This window comes from Pseudarthrobacter lactosi (genome assembly GCF_055412785.1).
The window spans coordinates 1,035,597-1,052,887 of record NZ_JBVAYS010000001.1; the positions used below are offsets into that span (position 1 = coordinate 1,035,597).

17 protein-coding genes are annotated in these 17,291 nt (G+C 62.7%); 3 read left to right on the plus strand and 14 right to left on the minus strand.

What is annotated here, in order from left to right; all coding sequences use genetic code 11:
* Positions 1–10: 10 nt before the first annotated feature.
* A complete protein-coding gene (locus tag ACZY0Q_RS04795) occupies positions 11–1,711 on the minus strand; it encodes a DUF8094 domain-containing protein (RefSeq protein WP_463915053.1) in 1,701 nt (566 codons plus the stop codon).
* A 215-nt stretch (positions 1,712–1,926) separates the two neighbouring features.
* Between ACZY0Q_RS04795 and ACZY0Q_RS04800 the strand changes: the two genes are divergently transcribed.
* Positions 1,927–3,255, plus strand: a complete 1,329-nt coding sequence (locus ACZY0Q_RS04800) for an AI-2E family transporter (RefSeq protein WP_463915054.1) — start codon at positions 1,927–1,929, stop codon at positions 3,253–3,255.
* 24 nt (positions 3,256–3,279) lie between these two features.
* Here the strand turns inward: ACZY0Q_RS04800 and ACZY0Q_RS04805 are convergent, their stop codons facing one another.
* Entirely contained in the window at positions 3,280–4,080 is an 801-nt protein-coding gene (locus ACZY0Q_RS04805; RefSeq protein ID WP_463915055.1) for an alpha/beta hydrolase, read from the minus strand.
* Positions 4,081–4,176: 96 nt separating this feature from the next.
* Positions 4,177–4,533 (minus strand): ATP/GTP-binding protein, encoded by a 357-nt coding sequence (locus ACZY0Q_RS04810; protein ID WP_463915056.1) that lies wholly within the window; start codon positions 4,531–4,533, stop codon positions 4,177–4,179.
* Between the two features lie 37 nt (positions 4,534–4,570).
* Between ACZY0Q_RS04810 and nucS the strand changes: the two genes are divergently transcribed.
* Together nucS and ACZY0Q_RS04820 are read left to right on the plus strand one after the other, a co-directional pair.
* On the plus strand, positions 4,571–5,266 hold the full coding sequence (nucS, locus tag ACZY0Q_RS04815) for an endonuclease NucS (RefSeq protein ID WP_463915057.1): 696 nt from the start codon (positions 4,571–4,573) through the stop codon (positions 5,264–5,266).
* Positions 5,267–5,582: 316 nt separating this feature from the next.
* Positions 5,583–5,786 (plus strand): cold-shock protein, encoded by a 204-nt coding sequence (locus ACZY0Q_RS04820; protein ID WP_011692441.1) that lies wholly within the window; start codon positions 5,583–5,585, stop codon positions 5,784–5,786.
* A 143-nt stretch (positions 5,787–5,929) separates the two neighbouring features.
* Here ACZY0Q_RS04820 and ACZY0Q_RS04825 read toward each other — a convergent pair whose 3' ends face one another.
* The 11 genes from ACZY0Q_RS04825 to atpB all read right to left on the minus strand — a co-directional run bounded on the left by ACZY0Q_RS04825 (position 5,930) and on the right by atpB (position 17,270).
* Positions 5,930–8,479, minus strand: a complete 2,550-nt coding sequence (locus tag ACZY0Q_RS04825) for a bifunctional lysylphosphatidylglycerol flippase/synthetase MprF (RefSeq protein WP_463915058.1) — start codon at positions 8,477–8,479, stop codon at positions 5,930–5,932.
* Positions 8,476–9,783 (minus strand): alpha/beta hydrolase, encoded by a 1,308-nt coding sequence (locus ACZY0Q_RS04830; protein WP_463915059.1) that lies wholly within the window; start codon positions 9,781–9,783, stop codon positions 8,476–8,478. The genes ACZY0Q_RS04825 and ACZY0Q_RS04830 overlap by 4 nt, the downstream gene beginning before the upstream one ends.
* A gap of 4 nt (positions 9,784–9,787) precedes the next feature.
* Positions 9,788–10,219: a DUF2550 domain-containing protein gene (locus ACZY0Q_RS04835; RefSeq protein WP_463915060.1), complete on the minus strand. Its 432-nt coding sequence runs from the start codon at positions 10,217–10,219 to the stop codon at positions 9,788–9,790.
* A gap of 10 nt (positions 10,220–10,229) precedes the next feature.
* Positions 10,230–10,514 carry a F0F1 ATP synthase subunit epsilon gene (locus ACZY0Q_RS04840; protein ID WP_056349400.1) on the minus strand — a complete coding sequence of 95 codons (285 nt, stop codon included), beginning with the start codon at positions 10,512–10,514 and terminating at the stop codon, positions 10,230–10,232.
* A 1-nt stretch (position 10,515) separates the two neighbouring features.
* The gene (gene atpD / locus ACZY0Q_RS04845) at positions 10,516–11,970 is read right to left on the minus strand and encodes a F0F1 ATP synthase subunit beta (protein ID WP_463915061.1); all 1,455 of its coding nucleotides are present in this window, start codon (positions 11,968–11,970) and stop codon (positions 10,516–10,518) included.
* Between the two features lie 81 nt (positions 11,971–12,051).
* Positions 12,052–12,945, minus strand: a complete 894-nt coding sequence (locus tag ACZY0Q_RS04850) for a F0F1 ATP synthase subunit gamma (protein ID WP_463915062.1) — start codon at positions 12,943–12,945, stop codon at positions 12,052–12,054.
* 74 nt (positions 12,946–13,019) lie between these two features.
* Entirely contained in the window at positions 13,020–14,657 is a 1,638-nt protein-coding gene (gene atpA / locus ACZY0Q_RS04855; RefSeq protein WP_463916252.1) for a F0F1 ATP synthase subunit alpha, read from the minus strand.
* A gap of 83 nt (positions 14,658–14,740) precedes the next feature.
* Positions 14,741–15,568 carry a F0F1 ATP synthase subunit delta gene (locus ACZY0Q_RS04860; protein WP_463915063.1) on the minus strand — a complete coding sequence of 276 codons (828 nt, stop codon included), beginning with the start codon at positions 15,566–15,568 and terminating at the stop codon, positions 14,741–14,743.
* A complete protein-coding gene (locus ACZY0Q_RS04865) occupies positions 15,568–16,119 on the minus strand; it encodes a F0F1 ATP synthase subunit B (protein WP_463915064.1) in 552 nt (183 codons plus the stop codon). The genes ACZY0Q_RS04860 and ACZY0Q_RS04865 overlap by 1 nt, the downstream gene beginning before the upstream one ends.
* 52 nt (positions 16,120–16,171) lie before the next feature.
* Positions 16,172–16,390, minus strand: coding sequence for an ATP synthase F0 subunit C (atpE, locus tag ACZY0Q_RS04870; protein WP_011692451.1), 219 nt, complete (start codon positions 16,388–16,390; stop codon positions 16,172–16,174).
* Positions 16,391–16,469: 79 nt separating this feature from the next.
* The gene (gene atpB, locus ACZY0Q_RS04875; protein WP_111907823.1) at positions 16,470–17,270 is read right to left on the minus strand and encodes a F0F1 ATP synthase subunit A; all 801 of its coding nucleotides are present in this window, start codon (positions 17,268–17,270) and stop codon (positions 16,470–16,472) included.
* Positions 17,271–17,291: the final 21 nt, after the last annotated feature.

Sequence of the window (17,291 nt, forward strand, 5' to 3'; positions counted from 1 at the left end):
CCCTGCGGACCTACTTGAAGCTTGCGCCTACAAGCCCGCGCGTTGCAGCGACCAGCTTGATGGGATCCGTCGAACCTGTCGGCGGGACGTAGACCGCCATTGATTCTGCAAAGTTCAGCACCATGCCGGTGGTGGTTTCCTTGCCGCCGGCAAGCGCCGCCGCGTCGTCGCCGATGGTGAGCTTGTCACCGGAGGCCTTTGGCGTGCCGTCAAAGCCGAAGTTGATCCGGCCCAGCACCAGCGCCCCGCCGTCAGCCGTCCGGAACACCACAGTGCTTTCCGGCGCCACCTTGTGGGTGAAGGAGAAGTTGCCGTTCTCTCCCGACTTCACTACCTCCGCCTGGTAGGACAGCGTGTCGGCGATGTACGGCGAAGAAGCGCCCTCCACCACCTTGTCCTTGAAGCTCGACTCCGGGTTGGTCAGGCGGTCGGCCAGCCCGGCCAGGGCTTCCTCGCCGCTGTACAGCAGGCCCGATTTGTCGTTGGCGGCCAGCGTGTCGGTGCCGTCCCGGCCGATGGCGGGGAACGTGGTTCCCGGCTGCAGCGGGGTGGTCTCGGTGAGCTTGTAGTTCTCCCGGGGCGAAGGCTGGACCAAGGTCAGGAGCTGCGGGACAACGTTGCCGTCGCCCTGTGTGACCGCGAGGACTGAACGGGGCCAGCTCTGGTCGCTAGTGACCACGGTGGTGAGGAGCTTCGTGGAACGGACAGGCATCCGGGCTTCATAGGTGCCCACCTGGGAACGGATCTTGTAGTTCTGGGTACGGACCTCAAGCTCCGTCCCGGCGACCCGCTCTGCGAGCTTGGCTGCATCCTTCGCGGCGTCGCCGGCATCGGCGGCGCTGGAGACCTGTTCCAGGATCCTGCGGAACTGGGCGTCCAGGAGGACCGGCGCGGCGGCCTGGGCGGCCTCCGGTGTCGCAGATCCGGTGGCCGGAGCCGGAGCGGGTGTGGTGGCAGCGTTCGCAGCAACACCCGTCCCGGCCATAACAAGGGCTGTCACTGCGGCGGTGACCATGCCGCCGGAAACCATGCCGAGCCGTGCGGAGGACTTCGCCTCGGCCTTGGCCCGTGCACGCCGGGCGAACAGGCTGCCCTTGCCGGTGCCTTCGCCATCGTGCTTGCGGGCGGACAGAACCACCAGCGCGAGGCCGGCGAGGATCAACAGGCCGCCAAGCACCATAAGCGGGATGGCCCAAGGGGTGGAGGTGTCATTCGGGAACGTCATGGAGATCGACGACGGTGCGGGCTTGGTGCCGTCGGAGGCCAGCAGCAGTGACCATTCGCCGTCAGCCGGCGGAGTCCACGAGTACTCCAGCTCACCACTCGCGTTCTCAGTGGACACCCAGAGGTCGGATCCGGACGGATTCGGCGCCGTGGCGTCGCCGTCGGCGTGCTCAACCTGCAGGGATTTGTTGTCCTCGGAAACCCCGGTGATGGTGTTGTGGGCCGTCGGGCCCACCCAGGCGTCCACGTCGCCAGGCCGGCCGGCTGCGAGCAGGAAGTTGCCGTCGCCTTCGATCTTGATCTTCACCGTTCCGCCCTGCGCGGTGCGCAGGTTCTGGTCGATGACGGTCAGTGGCGCCGCTGCGGCATCTGCCGGGGCGGAAGCCGTAAAGGTCTCGGAGGGAGCCCAGATTGTCTTTTGGCCGATACCGGCCAGAAGTGTCAGGAGGCCGAGCAGCACGAGTGCAACTGCAGTCTTGAAACGCAAAGGAAACACCTATCATTCGCGGGGGTTTACTTTCAATAGTAACCGTTTTGTTACCAGAACCCCCGTTTGGGCGTCGGCAGGGTCCGGAAACGACGCCGTCTGGGCGGCCCTACGGGCGCCCTCGCTCCTGTTGGCAAGGCTGCTGATAGTGTTTGCGATGATCATCACACCGGCCCGCAAATGCGGCGCCACGCACGGAACAGGCCCATAAACCAGTGACTGACAAGACGGAAGAGTCCTCCACGGGACACGAAAATCAACCGGCCGCTGGCTCTTTGGAATCCTCGCCGGACATGCCTGCGACGGCGAAGCGACGAGGGTCAGCAGCTGCGGCGCTGGGCCAGCTTGTGCGGCGCTTGCGCCAGCCGCTGCCGGGCGCCCAGCCCAGGCTCCGGTTTGAGTTCCCACCGGAATACAACCACACGGAAGAACCTGCCGCTACCGAAGACGACGAGGCTGACGGAACGAGTGGTAGGCCCGAGCAATTCGGCCGTCCGGGTCCGCGGATGTCAATGCAACATCCCCTCTATATGGGCTTCATGGGCACTGTGGGCGTGGGGCTTGCCCTGCTGGTCTACTGGATCGGCTCCAACACCACGCAGCTGCTGCTGTGGATTGTGGCTGCCCTTTTCATTGCCCTGGGCCTGGAACCCGTGGTGGGCTGGCTCGAGACCCGCCGGATTCCCCGCCCGGCCGGCATTCTTCTGGCCGTCCTGGTCCTGGTGATGGCTGTGGGAGGGTTCTTCGCCACCCTCATCCCCACCATCGTGGAACAGGTCACCGAAATCGTGGAGCAGGCACCCACCTGGGTACGTGATTTCATAGACTCTGAATTCTTCCGCAACGTGGATGACCAGTTTGGTGTGCGCGACCGCATCAATGAGGAACTCGACAAGTTCGTCAACAATCCCGAGGCCCTGGGCGGAATCTTCGGCGGGGTGGTGGGCTTCGGCTCCACGCTGGCCAACGGCCTCTTCGGCACGTTAATTGTCCTGGTCCTGAGCCTCTATTTCCTCGCAGCCCTTCCAGCCATGAAGAAGTGGGGCTACCGGCTGGCTCCGCGCTCCCGCCGGGCCCGGGTGGAGGCCCTCTCTGAGGAGATCACCCGGTCCGTCGGCAACTACGTGATCGGGCAGGCCTGTGTGGCTTTGCTCAATGCCACCTTCGCCTTCATCGTGATGTCCATTGTGGGTGTCCCATTCGCCCTCTTGCTGGCCTTCGTGGTGGCCCTGCTGGCTTTTATCCCCCTGGTGGGCGGCATGATCGCCGGCGTTGTGGTCCTGCTGGTATCCCTGACGGAGGGCTGGCAGACCGCCGCCATCTACGGCATCTGCTACTTCGCCTACCTTCAGTTCGAGGCTTACTTCATCTCGCCGCGCATCATGCAGAAAGCCGTGGCCGTCCCGGGCGCCGTCGCCGTGATCTCCGTGATTGCCGGCGGCAGCCTGCTGGGAGTCCTGGGGGCGCTGATCGCCATCCCCACAGCGGCGGCCATCCTGCTGCTGGTCAAGGAGATCTACATCGTCCGCCAGGACAAGCACTAAATCTCCAACACCAACGCCCAGGAACTAGGCGGCCGCGGTGGCCACCGGGCCGTTCCACACCTGCGGCAGACCTTCGGATCCGGAGCCTGCCTCCGTTACCTCATCCACAATTTCGTTGAGCACCCGGGAAGCGTATTTCTCCCCCACCCAAAGGTGCTTGGCGCCGTCGACGCCCACCACCCGGGCATGCGGCACCAGGCTGAATCGTTCAGCGGCGGCCGCGGGCTGGAGGTAGTCGTCATGCTCCGGCACGAGGACAGTAAGCGGCTTGGCGGAATCCGCCCAAAGGCGCAGGTGCGCGTCCGATGCGCGGTGCAGCGGCGGCGAGAGCAGCACGGCACCTTCGATCTGGCTGGCCACCGGCTCAACCGCCCCGTACATCAGCGCCAGCTCGGTGCCGAAGGACCAGCCCACCAGCCAGCGGTTGGGCAGTTGGCGTTCGACGGCGTAACGCACCGCCGCCTCAACGTCCTGCCGCTCGCCGATCCCCTCTTCGAAGGACCCTGCACTGGTTCCCCGCGGAGACGCAGTCCCGCGGGTGTTGAAGCGAAGCACGGCCACGCCGGCGAGCGCAGGAAGCCGGTAGGACGCCTTGCGGTAAACGTGCGAGTCCATAAAACCGCCGTGCGTCGGCAGCGGATGCAGCGTGATCAGGGTCGCCGTGATCGCGCCGGACTCCGGCAGCGCCAGCTCCCCCACCAGAATGTGGCCATCCTCGGTGCGGAGCTCGATGTTCTCGCGCCGGGCCGGCAACACTGTTGACGCGCGGATGGGGGTGGGCCCTGTTGGCTGGCTGAATTCGTACGACGCCGGATCAAAAGTCATGCCTGCCAGCTTAGCGACTCCCGTGGCCCGCAAGGTGCGGTGTTGCGACTCGTTAGCGGGCTTCTGCTGGGCGCCGATCGCCCGGGCCAGTGCCAGTCAGCGGTAACGGTAGGTCCGGGACAGCCAGCAGTTTGTGTGCCAGTGCCGACGTTCAGCCAGGCCTGCGGCCGCACCGAAGATATGATCGTCCTTCCACACCACCAAATGGGCGATGCCGGGGACCACCGCGGTGGAGCAGCCGGGGCAAATATAGGTCTTTTCCGCGTTCCTGGCGGTCATGGTCCTGACCATCCACTCGCCGTCGGGCGCGCTTTCCCGCCTCGCGATTCCAGCCCGTGCCCGCTCCAGATCCAGCTCAGGAACGTCGCCGTTGCCCTTCTTACCGGCCGGCTTTCCTGCAGTTACTCCCGGCCTTCCTGAGACAGGGCGGCGGGGACGGTTGGAACGCGGCATGCCTCCATTCTGCCCCAGCCCCGGTAGTGTGTACGGCGTGCGACTTGTCATAGCCCGATGTTCAGTTGATTATGTTGGCCGGCTCAAAGCCCATCTCCCCCTTGCCACCAGGCTCCTGCTGGTCAAGGCCGACGGCTCGGTGCTGGTCCATTCCGACGGCGGCTCCTATAAGCCGCTGAACTGGATGAGCCCGCCCGCCAGTCTCCGCGTGTCCTCGCCAGAGGATATTGACCTGGAGCTTGGTGTCACGGAACAGTGGACCGTCCAGTCCGCCAAGACAGATGACCGCCTGATCATCAACATCCACGAGCAGCTGCACGAGTCCTCCCACGACCTCGGGGTGGATCCCGGCCTGATCAAGGATGGCGTCGAAGCTGACCTCCAGCGCCTGCTCGCCGATCAGATCGAGACCCTGGGCTCTGGCTTTTCACTCATCCGGCGCGAATACTTCACCGCAATCGGCCCCGTGGACATCCTGGCCCGCGACGCCAGTGGAGCCACCGTGGCCATCGAGCTGAAGCGGCGCGGCGACATTGACGGCGTGGAGCAGCTCACCCGCTACCTTGAACTTCTGAACCGCGACCCGCTGCTGGCCCCGGTCCGTGGCATCTTCGCTGCCCAGCAGATCAAGCCGCAGGCAAAGGTGCTGGCAAACGACCGCGGCATCGACTGCATCACGCTGGACTACGATGCCATGCGCGGTGTGGACGACAGCGACTCACGGCTTTTCTGAGTCCAACAATCCGCTATTCTGACGCCGGGTATCCGCACGCGTCACGGCCTTCGGCCCCTGACAAGGGGAATCATCCCTTTTATGCCCAAAATTTGCCGTATTGACCGTTCAGAGGCGTTGACCTGGCGGAATCGGCGTGAAATTCTTAGATCAGTCTTTGTGTAGGTGTTTTTCATGCTCGCAAGACATGTTGCGAGCGCGAAGCTCCTGCAGCGCATGTTCCCAGGAACGGCATTGAAGGATTCTTCTCGCGGAGTGACCGAGTCCGGCACGAGGTGTGCCGGACTTAGACAAGTTCCATAATGAGGAGAAATAAATGGCACAGGGAACCGTCAAGTGGTTCAACGCTGAAAAGGGCTTCGGCTTCATCACCCCGGATGACTCCGATGGCGATGTCTTCGTTCACTACTCGGAAATCCAGACCGGTGGCTTCAAGACCCTCGACGAGAACCAGCGCGTTCAGTTCGAAATCGGTCAGGGCGCCAAGGGCCCCCAGGCTACCGGCGTAACGCTGGTCTAGTCCCCCGCCCGGCGGCCGACATCTGCTCGGTCTCCAGCGAAGACAAGATCCCCGGCATTTCTGCCGGGGATCTTTTCTTCGTCCCAGCGTCTTTGCCGACCACGGCTGCTCCAGACGAAAACCGTTCAGGGCTTCTGTGACGATCAGCTTCCCTGGCCCACCAGGCCCCGAACCAGCCGTGCCCCCTGCTGAAGCGAAAGGCCGGGCAAGTAGGCCCGCGTGAGCGCTCGCCCGATCGCCGGCAGCTGCAGCGGATCCTGATAATACAGGTAAAGCGCCCGGTACTCGGGTTGGAAGCGTGATTTGAAAGCCGCCAGGGACCGGAATCCGTAGACCGGTTCTAGGGCGTGGCCCACCACATTGAGAATCCGGACAAGATTCTCTGCCTGCAGCGGCTCCCCCGGCGTTTCGTCGCCGGGCCGGCTGGCGAGCGGGGACCCGGAGAGCGAGATCACTTCGACGGATTCGCGCAACTCCAGGACCGCCGAAGCAATGAGGAACTCCATCACCCCGGGAAATCCGTCGGCACCCCGGCGCATGACGTCCAGCGTGCGGCTAACGAGTGTCCCGCCGTCGTAAACGGGCAGCCAGCTCGTTAGCCCGTGCACGTGGCCGTCGCCGTCCACGGCCAGGCAACACAGCACTTCGTCGTCCATCAGTTCGTCCATGCCGCCGAGCGTAAACCCCATTTCCGGAACCGTTTTTCCTGCCGCCCATTCCTCCGATACTTCGCTGAGGCGGGCACGCAGCGCGGAGGGAAGCCCGTGGTATGTGCCCCAGACGGCTTTGACGCCCATCTTGGCGGCGCGGTTGCGGGCAGTCCTGACGTTCTGCCATTCCTTGCCGGTGAATTCGAGGTGCTTGACGGCCAGCCTGGTCTCCTGGGCCACGGACACGCGTTTGAAGCCCCGGTCCTGCAGTAGGGGCCACAGCGTGTCATCGCACGAGTAGAAGGCCGGGATGAGCGCCCGGTTGCCGCAATAGGAAAGAAAGCCTTCGGCGGTCTGCTGACGGGCGTTCGCCGCACCGAAAGGGCCCGCCAGCGTCAGTGCGACACTGCCGTGCAGCTGATAGGCGACTGCACCGCGGCCATCCGGGCTGAACCAATACCGGTTGGGCTCCCAGAGCGCCATCCACGACAGTGAATCGCCGCCCTCGTGCAACAGCTTCCGCGCCGCGGTCCTGTCGTCGTGGCCTGAATCGCTGCCATGGTGCCGGCCCAGGAGCACGGACCAGACGCCGGCCAGCGCAACGAGCCAGAAGACCGGTCCTGCATAGCCAAAAATCAGGGACTCGAGGCCGTCCCGTTCAGCAAAAACACGGCGGTAGAGATTCGGCAGCGGAACCGGCAGATACTGCCTGGACAGTTCAGCCAGCAAACCCAGCAGGCCGCCGTCGCGTGTCATCCCCCCAGCGCCAAACCAGGCCACGGCGTAGCTCCCCGACAGGAGGAGCCAGACGCCACCTACCACCGCCAAGAGCCGACGGCGGGCGGCTGGGATGGTTTCGACGCGGAATTGGCGGCGGTTAGCCCAAAGCAGGACGGCCAGCAGCAGGGGGACGATCACCAAGGGAAGGATGTGGGCAAAACCCGAACCCATGGCGGCAGTATACGGCCGCGCGGGATAGTGCGGGATCAGGGCGAACAAGGCCAGGTACACGGCGGCCATCGCCGTGACCGCCACCTGAAGGGCCAACGTGATGCGCAGTGCCATGCGGCGGCCCCGGCGCATTCCGTCAGCACAGATGAGGAGCAGAACCACCGGGACCACTGCCAGGGCGAGGCCAAAGGGTCCGGCGAAGCCTGTCCGCCCCACCTCCAGGCAGGATGCCTCCACTGTTGCTCCGCAGTTTGCTTCGAGCTGACCCAGTGTGGGCATGGGGTTCAGCACCACATCCCGGAGCAGCGCCAGTGGGCCGGTGGGCGTCCGGGCCACGGCGGTAATAATAGGTCCCACGGCGAACACGGCCACCGTCAGGGCGAGCAGGTTCCTTGTTTCCCGGCCGCTCGAACGGGGCGGGTGAACCTGGCCGTGCTCGCCCTGGTTCCACCAGCTGGCTGCGAGACCCACCAATGCACCTACCAGGCCGATGACGGTCTCGGCATGCCCCACATACAGAACCAGCAGCAGCGACACCGAGAGCACCGCCGTCCGCAGCCGGCGCCGCCACAGGACAGGAATCCTACCGCTCGCTGCCAGCGAAGCCGCAAGGACAGCGGCGTAAGGACCGATCAGGCTGTAGTCCGCCATCAGCCCCAGCCAGCCGTCTCCCGCATACCGCGCCAACTGGGTCAGAAGCAGGAAGACTGTAACAGCAGCAAACTGGCCACCGAGGAAAAACGCTGCAGCCTGAAGCGGCCCAAGGTTCCTCTCGGCCAGCCCCAGCAGCAGCAGGATCATCAGGGACGCCACAAGATAGGCCAGCGGGTTCGTGGCAAAGAACAGTGACGTCACCAGGGCCCACCAGTTGCCCGCCTTCAGACCAGGGGCGCTGACACCTGCGACGGAAAGAAGCTCCTCCGGCGGTCCGCTGAGGAAGCTGCCGGTTGCCGCCCCGACCAACAGGAAAATGCCGAGGATGCTGAGCGTCAGCGGCACCGACCGCAGGTAACCCCCCAATCTTCGGCCAGCCGGAAGCATGACGGTTGACCAGAGCAATCCCGGCGCACGGGATTCGCCAGCTTGCCTCATGTCGCCCACCCCCAGTGTGCCGCCAGCAGCACAAGCCCATTGTCCATGCCGGGAGTCAGCACGTCCCACGAATGGCCGGTGTGAGCCACCACGTCCGAGCCCACGGTGAAACCCGCCCCGCTGGCCGCGGCCTCAAGGGTCCGCAGATTTGCCACGAACTCCGGATCGGTGGCCCCGGCGGCAAAATATGCCACGCTGCCAGGATATTTGCGCTGATTCAACAGCGTCAGCGGCACCTGGGCGTCAAAGGCGGCGGTATCGCCGTGGAAAGCCGCGTCAACCGTTTTCTGGCGCTCCTTGGCCAGCGCAGGCTCGCTCTCGCTGGAGAAGGCGAGAACACCCGTATACAGTTCCGGGTGGCGGGTGCCCATCTGAACCGCGCACGTGCCACCAAAACTGAAGCCGCCGATGGCCCACTGCCGGTGGTCAGCGTCCACGTCCAACTTTCCTGAGATCCAAGCGGGAACGTCCACGGAGAGGTAGGTGTCCGCCTTGGCAATGGCGCTGTCCATGCAGAGATTGTTCGCTGACTGGTTGCCGTTGGGATCAACCACCACAACGACTGGTGCCACTCCCCCGTGCCGGGCGGAGAAATTGTCCATCCGTGCCGGAAGCGACCCGCCGGTCAGCCAGTCAGCGGGGCCGCCGGGCTGGCCGGGTACCAGAACCAGCACCGGAAGGCTGGGACGGTTCGAAGCAAAGTAGGCCGGCGGAAGGTAGATGTAGGCGTCGCGGGTCTGGAGGCCCGAGGCGGTTCCTGGAATGGATGCGGTACGGAGAACGCCATGGGCAGGGAGCTGATTGGCGGGTTTCCATCCGTCCAGGGACGTTGCCGGGCTGTTCGGCTGGCGCATCAGCTCCTGCTCCAGAGCAGGTATGCGGCTCAGCGCCGTTCCCGTCAGGTCCGCGACTGTCCGGTTGAGGCCGAAATAAGCGTTGATCTGCACCGTAGCCAGCAGCACCACTGCGAGGAGGGCAAGCACATCCAGCGCACGTCGCCGCCACGACGCCGAACGGAGCCGGAGCAACACGACCAGAAGTGCGGCCACAGCGAGCAACACCCATGCCAGGACGTCAAACGGCAGTTCTTCGGGAAAGGTTGAGGCCCAATAGATGAGGACCCAGTGGACCAGGAGCACCACTACGGCCGCGGCGGCCACTGCGGCGGCAACACTGAGGAACCAACGGCGGCGGCCAAGGGTGCGCGGACGCCAGACCAGGAAAAGTGCGGCGGTGGCTCCAAGTACCCAGGCGGCCCAGTACACAGGTCCGTCGGTTAAGCGGATATCAGCGATCCAGTCCACGTGGCTAGCGCCAGGTACCCACGCCGATGACCGGCCCGGCTTCCAGCCAGGAGGACAGCCCCGTGTAGGCATCGAATTTCATGGCCAGCCGCAGATCCTGCCCTTCGTACCGCAGCTCGACAATCACGACGTCGGGCTGGACCTTCACGGCCTCGGCCTCGGTGGGCTTGCGGCGGCCCATCAGCTCCAGGGAGCTGCGTTTGAACTTATGTTTGGGCCGCACGCTCAGGGAAAGCAAGCGGAACCATTCAAGGTCGTTGTCCTGATAACGACAAACCCCCATCTGCCAGCTGTTTCCAGCAATGCAAATGGAGGCGTCCACTGTGCCAAGGGCGCGCCGCAAATTGAAGCGGCGCACCCCCGAAAGGCACAGTGCGAAAACCAGCAATCCAAAAACGATTGCCAAGGCGATGAACGTAAGAGTCGGCGCGTCCATCAAGGTCGTGCTAGCGGATCCCAGCAGTAGCCGCGTCACCCAGTTGGGCGTTGTCAGCAACAATCACCACGCGGTTGTTGTCGACGGAGAAGAATCCGCCGTCAACAGCCACGGCAATGCGGTTCCCGGAAACCGGCTCAATAGCCAGTTCACCTTCGGCCAGGATCGCCAGCAGGGGCGAGTGGCCGGGCAGGATTCCGATCTCACCATCGCTGGTGCGGGCCTTGACCATCTTGGCCGCTCCGGACCACACGAAGTGATCCGCTGCGACAATCTCAACCTCAAGCTCAGCCATATTACTTGGTCTGTTCCTGGATCTTGGCCCACTGGCGCTCAACATCATCCAGGCCGCCGACGTTGAAGAACGCCTGCTCTGCGATGTGGTCAAGTTCGCCGTCGCAGATAGCGGTGAAGCCTTCAACCGTGTCCTTGATGGTCACGGTGGAGCCCTCGACGCCGGTGAACTGCTTGGCGGTGTAGGTGTTCTGGGAGAGGAACTGCTGGATACGGCGTGCACGCGACACAACGATCTTGTCCTCTTCCGACAGTTCGTCAACACCAAGGATGGCGATGATGTCCTGGAGTTCCTTGTTCTTCTGCAGGATCTGCTTCACACGGACAGCCGTGTTGTAGTGGTCCTGACCGATGTACTGCGGGTCCAGGATGCGGGACGTCGACGTCAGCGGGTCAACGGCCGGGTACAGACCACGGGAAGCAATTTCACGGGAAAGTTCCGTGGTTGCGTCGAGGTGCGCGAAGGTCGTGGCCGGGGCCGGGTCGGTGTAGTCATCTGCGGGAACGTAGATGGCCTGCATCGAGGTGATCGAGTGGCCCTTGGTGGACGTGATGCGCTCCTGGAGGAGACCCATCTCATCAGCCAGGTTGGGCTGGTAGCCCACGGCCGACGGCATGCGGCCGAGGAGGGTGGAGACCTCGGAGCCTGCCTGGGTGAAGCGGAAGATGTTGTCAATGAAGAGCAGCACGTCCTGGTTCTGCACATCGCGGAAGTACTCCGCCATGGTCAGAGCGGACAGCGCAACACGCAGACGCGTTCCCGGCGGCTCATCCATCTGGCCGAATACAAGGGCGGTGTCCTTGAGGACGCCGGCCTCTTCCATTTCAACCCAGAGGTCGTTACCTTCACGGGTACGCTCGCCAACACCGGCGAATACCGAGGTACCACCGAAGTTACGGGCCACACGGGTGATCATTTCCTGGATCAGAACCGTCTTGCCCACGCCGGCGCCGCCGAACAGGCCGATCTTTCCACCCTTGATGTACGGGGTGAGAAGGTCGATGACCTTGATGCCGGTTTCCAGCATCTCCGTGGAGCCTTCGAGCGTTGCGAAGGCCGGAGCCTTGCGGTGGATCGGCCAGCGTTCGCTGATGTTCAGTTCCGACTCAGCAACGTCCAGCGGCTGGCCGAGGACGTTGAAGATGTGGCCCTTGACGCCGTCGCCCACGGGCACGGTGATCGGAGAGCCGCTGTCCACTACGTTGGTGCCGCGGACGAGTCCGTCGGTAGCCTGCAGGGAGATGGCTCGGATGAGGTTGTCGCCCAAGTGGAGGGCAACCTCGAACGTGATGGTCTTGGTCTCACCGTTGAGGGTAATCTCCGTGGTGAGGGCGTTGTAAATCGAGGGGATTGCGTCAGCCGGGAATTCGACGTCGACAACCGGGCCAATAACACGTGCAATACGGCCGGTAGCACCGGTCGTCGCGGCTACGTGTTCGGTAGCAGTGGCAGTCATCTCTCTCACTTCACTCAGTAGATGGCGTGGGGTTTTAAGTTTGTTCTTTGGTGCAGGTACAGCTGGACCGGACCGTGCAGGCTAGGACGCGTTCAAGGCGTCGGCACCGGCAACAATTTCGGAAAGCTCCTGCGTAATTTCAGCCTGACGGGCAGTGTTGCGCAGACGCGTGTACTTCTTGATGAGGTCCGTGGCATTGTCGCCGGCGGACTTCATCGCCCGCTGGCGGGCTGCGAGCTCGGAAGCTGCTGCCTGCAACATGGCGGCGAAAATGCGTGACTCGATGTAGCGCGGGAGCAGGGCATCAAGAACCTGCTCAGCTTCCGGCTCGAATTCGTAGAGCGGCAGGAGGTCCGATTCGGACGCGGCCTGCTCTTCGACAACCTCAAGCGGCAGCAAACGGATAACCGTCGGCTCCTGAGTCACCATGGACTTGAAGCGGGTGTATACGACATGGATCTCATCGACACCGCCCTCTTCGTAGTCTGCAGCGAAGGCTTCGAGCAATGCCGCGCCAACCTCCCGTGCAGTTCCAAACTCCGGCGCATCGGTGTTGCCGGTCCACACGCGCTCGTAAGAAAGGTTACGGAAGTCGAAGTACGCCTGTGCCTTGCGGCCCATTACATACGTCTTGACTTCTTTACCCTCCTCATGGAGCAGCTCAGTGAGACCAACCGCCTGCTTAAGCACAGTCGCCGAGTAGGATCCTGCGAGGCCGCGGTCCGCACTGATGACCAGGACGGCTGCCCGGCGGATTTGCGCCGGCTCGGTGACCAACGGGTGGTCAATTTCGCTCTGGCTTGCGACAGCAGAAACGGCACGCGTAATCGCGTTTGCGTAAGGCAGTGAAGCCGCTACGCGTGCGCGGGCCTTGCCAATGCGCGAGGTAGCGATCAGTTCCATCGCCTTGAAGATCTTGCGCATCGACGTGGTCGAGCTGATCTTCTGGCGGTAGACCCGAATCTGGGCTCCCATACTTTTCCTTTCCTAAGATCCCGATGGCCGGGACTGCCGGAACCTTAGGGTTCCGGCAGTCCCTGCCAGCGAAACTAGCGCTTCTGCTTGACGATCTTTTCCTGGTCTACATCGGCTTCCGAGATAGCGTCGTGCTCCTCGTGGCCGGCGCCTACCAGGCGGTTGTCACCTTCACCGAAGAAGCCCTTTTTGAAGCTCACAATCGCGGTCTTCAGTGCTTCAGCGGTGTCATCGTCCATAACGTTGGTCTGCGCCAGCGTGGTCAGGATAGAGGACTTGTGCTTGAGGTGCTCCAGGAACTCGGTCTCAAAGCGGTTGATGTCCTCAACCGGAACCTCGTCGAGGTAGCCGTTGGTACCTGCCCAGATGGACACAACCTGGTTCTCGATCGGGAACGGTGAGTACTGGCCCTGCTTGAGCAGTTCCATCAGGCGGGCGCCGCGGGTCAGCTGCTGGCGCGATGCGGCATCGAGGTCCGATGCGAACATGGCGAAAGCCTGCATGTCGCGGTACTGGGCCAATTCCAGCTTCAAAGTACCGGAAACCTTCTTCATGGACTTGACCTGCGCAGCACCACCAACGCGGGACACAGATACACCCACGTCGACGGCCGGACGCTGGTTGGCGTTGAAGAGGTCCGACTGCAGGAAGATCTGGCCATCGGTAATGGAGATCACGTTGGTCGGGATGTAGGCAGAGACGTCATTTGCCTTGGTTTCGATGAGCGGCAGGCCGGTCATCGAACCGGCACCGAGCTCATCGGAGAGCTTGGCACAACGCTCCAGCAGACGGGAGTGCAAGTAGAAGACATCGCCCGGGTAGGCTTCGCGTCCCGGCGGGCGGCGCAGCAACAGTGACACTGCACGGTAGGCCTCAGCCTGCTTGGAGAGGTCATCAAACACGATGAGGACGTGCTTGCCGCCGTACATCCAGTGCTGGCCGATAGCCGAACCGGCGTACGGTGCCAGGTACTTGAAGCCTGCGGGGTCAGACGCGGGAGAAGCCACAATGGTGGTGTATTCCAGTGCGCCGTTGTCCTCAAGGGTCTGACGGACAGCCGCAATGGTGGATGCCTTCTGACCGATTGCCACGTAGATGCAACGCACCTGCTTGGTCACATCGCCGGAAGCCCAGTTGGCCTTCTGGTTAATGATGGTGTCGATAGCGATAGCCGACTTGCCGGTCTGGCGGTCACCGATGATCAGCTGACGCTGGCCGCGGCCGATCGGGATCATGGCGTCGATAGCCTTCAGACCGGTCTGCATCGGCTCGTGGACCGACTTACGCTGGGTCACGCCGGGCGCCTGAAGCTCCAGTGCACGGGTGGTTTCGGCCTTGATCTCGCCGAGGTCGTCGATGGGCTGGCCCAGGGGGTCAACCACACGGCCGAGGAAGGCGTCGCCTACCGGTACGGACAGAACCTGACCCGTACGGTGGACTTCCTGGCCCTCTTCGATTCCGGTGAAGTCACCGAGTACGATGACACCGATCTCGCGGACGTCGAGGTTCTGGGCAAGGCCCAGTGTGCCGTCTTCAAAGCGAAGCAGCTCGTTCGCCATGACCGAGGGAAGGCCCTCAACACGGGCGATGCCGTCACCTGCGGTTGTTACACGGCCAACCTCTACGCGCTCTGCGTTTCCGGGTTCGTAGGACGCCGCGAACTCGTTCAACGCATTACGGACGTCGTCGGCGTTGATGGTCAATTCGGCCATCTGCAGTCCCTGCTCTCCTGTTTTCGTGATCATCGTTGCTCACGATGACCGGGGTTTCGTTTCGTTAAGTTGTGCTTGTCCGGCTAACCGGCCAGTTGGCGGTGAAGCTGTCCCAGCCGGGTGATAACCGAAGCGTCAAGCACTTCGTCACCCACCTGGACACGGATTCCACCGATCAGTTCAGGATCAACGGTGATGTTGATCTTGAGCTCGCGACCGTACAGGGAATTAAGCCCTGACTGGAGGCGGGCAAACTGCGTTTCCGTCAAAGGACGGGTAACGCTGACCGTTGCAATCCAGCGCTGCTGCCGTTTGGCTGCCAGCTCGGCGAACCGGGCTACGAGCCTGGTCGGCTTGATGCCGCGGGGCTGGGAAACTGCCTGCGCAATGAGGACGTTTGCTTCCTCGCCTGCGCCGGGATTCAGCTTCCTCGCCAACCCGGTCTTCGCTGCAGCACTGGCCTGCGGCTCCGACAGAGCACGTTGTACCTCATGGTTGGAGGCAACGGCCTGGTTGAAGGAGAACAAATCGTTCTCCAGTTCTTCCAGCCCAGAGATTCCGGAGGCAGAAACGGCCGACTTGTTTTCAGCAACGGCAATGACCACCGTTGCGGCAAGCGTCTCGAGTGCATCGCCGATATCTCGGGCCGATGCCCAGCGTGAACTGGCCAGTCCACCCGCGATGTCCGCAGCCTCGGCGGAGACTTTTCCGCCAACAAGCTGCTTGACCAGCGCCGACTTTTCTTCACCGGTGCGGGATGGGTCAGTCAGGGCACGGCGCAAGCCAGCCGAGCTGTCCACCGTTCCCAGGATTCCGAAGAGTTCCTTAGCCAACTGCAGCGAGGCCAACGGAAGTTTTGCTTCCAGTTGGGTCAGCGCCGTGGTCAGCGATTCGCTCGATACACCTGACATTACTTAGCTGCACCTGCGTTCTGGTTCTCCAGATCTGCCAGGAAGCGGTCAACCACACGGGCGGAACGCTCGTCATCGTTGAGTGCTTCGCCAACGATGCGGCCTGCCAGCGTGGTGGCCAGCGTGCCTACCTCGGAGCGCAGGGACACAACTGCGGCCTGGCGCTCCGACTCGATCTGCACGTGTGCCTGGGCCGTGATGCGGGCAGACTCAGAGGCGGCCTTTTCCTTCAGATCTGCAAGGATCTGGGCGCCTTCAGCACGGGCTTCCTCACGGATGCGATTAGCTTCCGCGCGGGCGTCCGAGAGCTGCTGCTTGTACTCTTCGAGGGCGGCTGATGCTTCAGCCTGGGCCTTTTCAGCCTTGGCAATGCCGCCTTCGATTGCCTCTGCGCGCTCTGCAAATGTCTTTTCGAACATCGGGACAACGAACTTGACCACGATGAACATGAGGACAGCAAAGCCGACGAGGACAACGCCCATTTCCCAGACGTTGGGTACCAGTGGGTTAGTCTCGCCCTCTGTGGCGGCTGAGATGATCACCTGGTTCATAATTCACCCGTCCTTATCTACTCGGTTCTGGATGTTCGCTTGGTTCTGAGGACTAGCTCAGGACGAAGGCGAAGACCAGGCCGAGGATGGCGAGGGCTTCAGTCAGCGCAAGGCCGAGGAATGCGATCGGCTGCAGGACGCGCTGGGCTTCCGGCTGACGTGCCACGCCGTTGATGTAAGCGGCGAACACGAGACCAACACCGATACCACCGCCGATAGCGGAGAGACCGTAGCCGATGAGGTTGAGGGAGCCGTTAATGGAGCCTTCCATTTTTCTTCCTTTCAAGATGCCACCCGTGTGGCAGGTTGTTTGGTTTGCTTCATCCCCGTGAGGGGAAGTTTGTGGGTGCCTAGTGGCTGTCCGCGTGCAGCGCGCCTTCGATGTAGATGGCGGTCAGCAGCGTGAAGACGTAGGCCTGGAGGGCCATGATCAGTGCTTCCAGCATGTACATGGCGACGGCCCCGGCGATGACCAGAAGGGAGGTTCCCTTGAGCAGGATGTTCTCCTGCATGATCAGGAACTCAATGCCCGAACCGGCGATCATGACGATCAGGTGACCGGCCAGCATGGTGGCAAACAGACGAAGGCTGTGCGTGACCGGCCGGACCAGGAAGTTCGAGATGATCTCGATGGGGATGATGAGCGGGAGAATATAGACCGGTACGCCGGAGGGTACGGTGGCCAGCTTGAAGTACTTCAGGCCATTCTTCTTGATGCCGATGGCAATCCAGGTGACATAGACAATGCCCGCGAGGACATAGGCGCCGCCAACGTGCGAGAAGCTCGGGAGCTGAATGACGGGAATGGCGCCGTAAATGTTGTTTACGAGGATGAAGAAGAAGAGGCTGAACAACAGCGGCACGTACTTCATAAAGTCTTTGCCACCGATAATGTCCTTGGCGATGCTGTTACGCACAAAGCCATAGGCCATTTCACCAGCGAACTGGAGCTTGCCGGGAACGAGCTGCTGCTTCCGCGCAGCTAGCAGAAAGAATGTGGCGATAATGACGACCGACAGGATTACGAGCAGCATCTGCTTGGAGAATCCGTCAGCCACCCCCCACGGCAGGATTGCCGGCAGGTGCATTTCTTCAATTCCAGGAGGATTAAACTCTCCTGAATCTTGGGCCGGGAGCGCAAGCGCGATCAACGCGTTTCCTCTCTGCAGTGT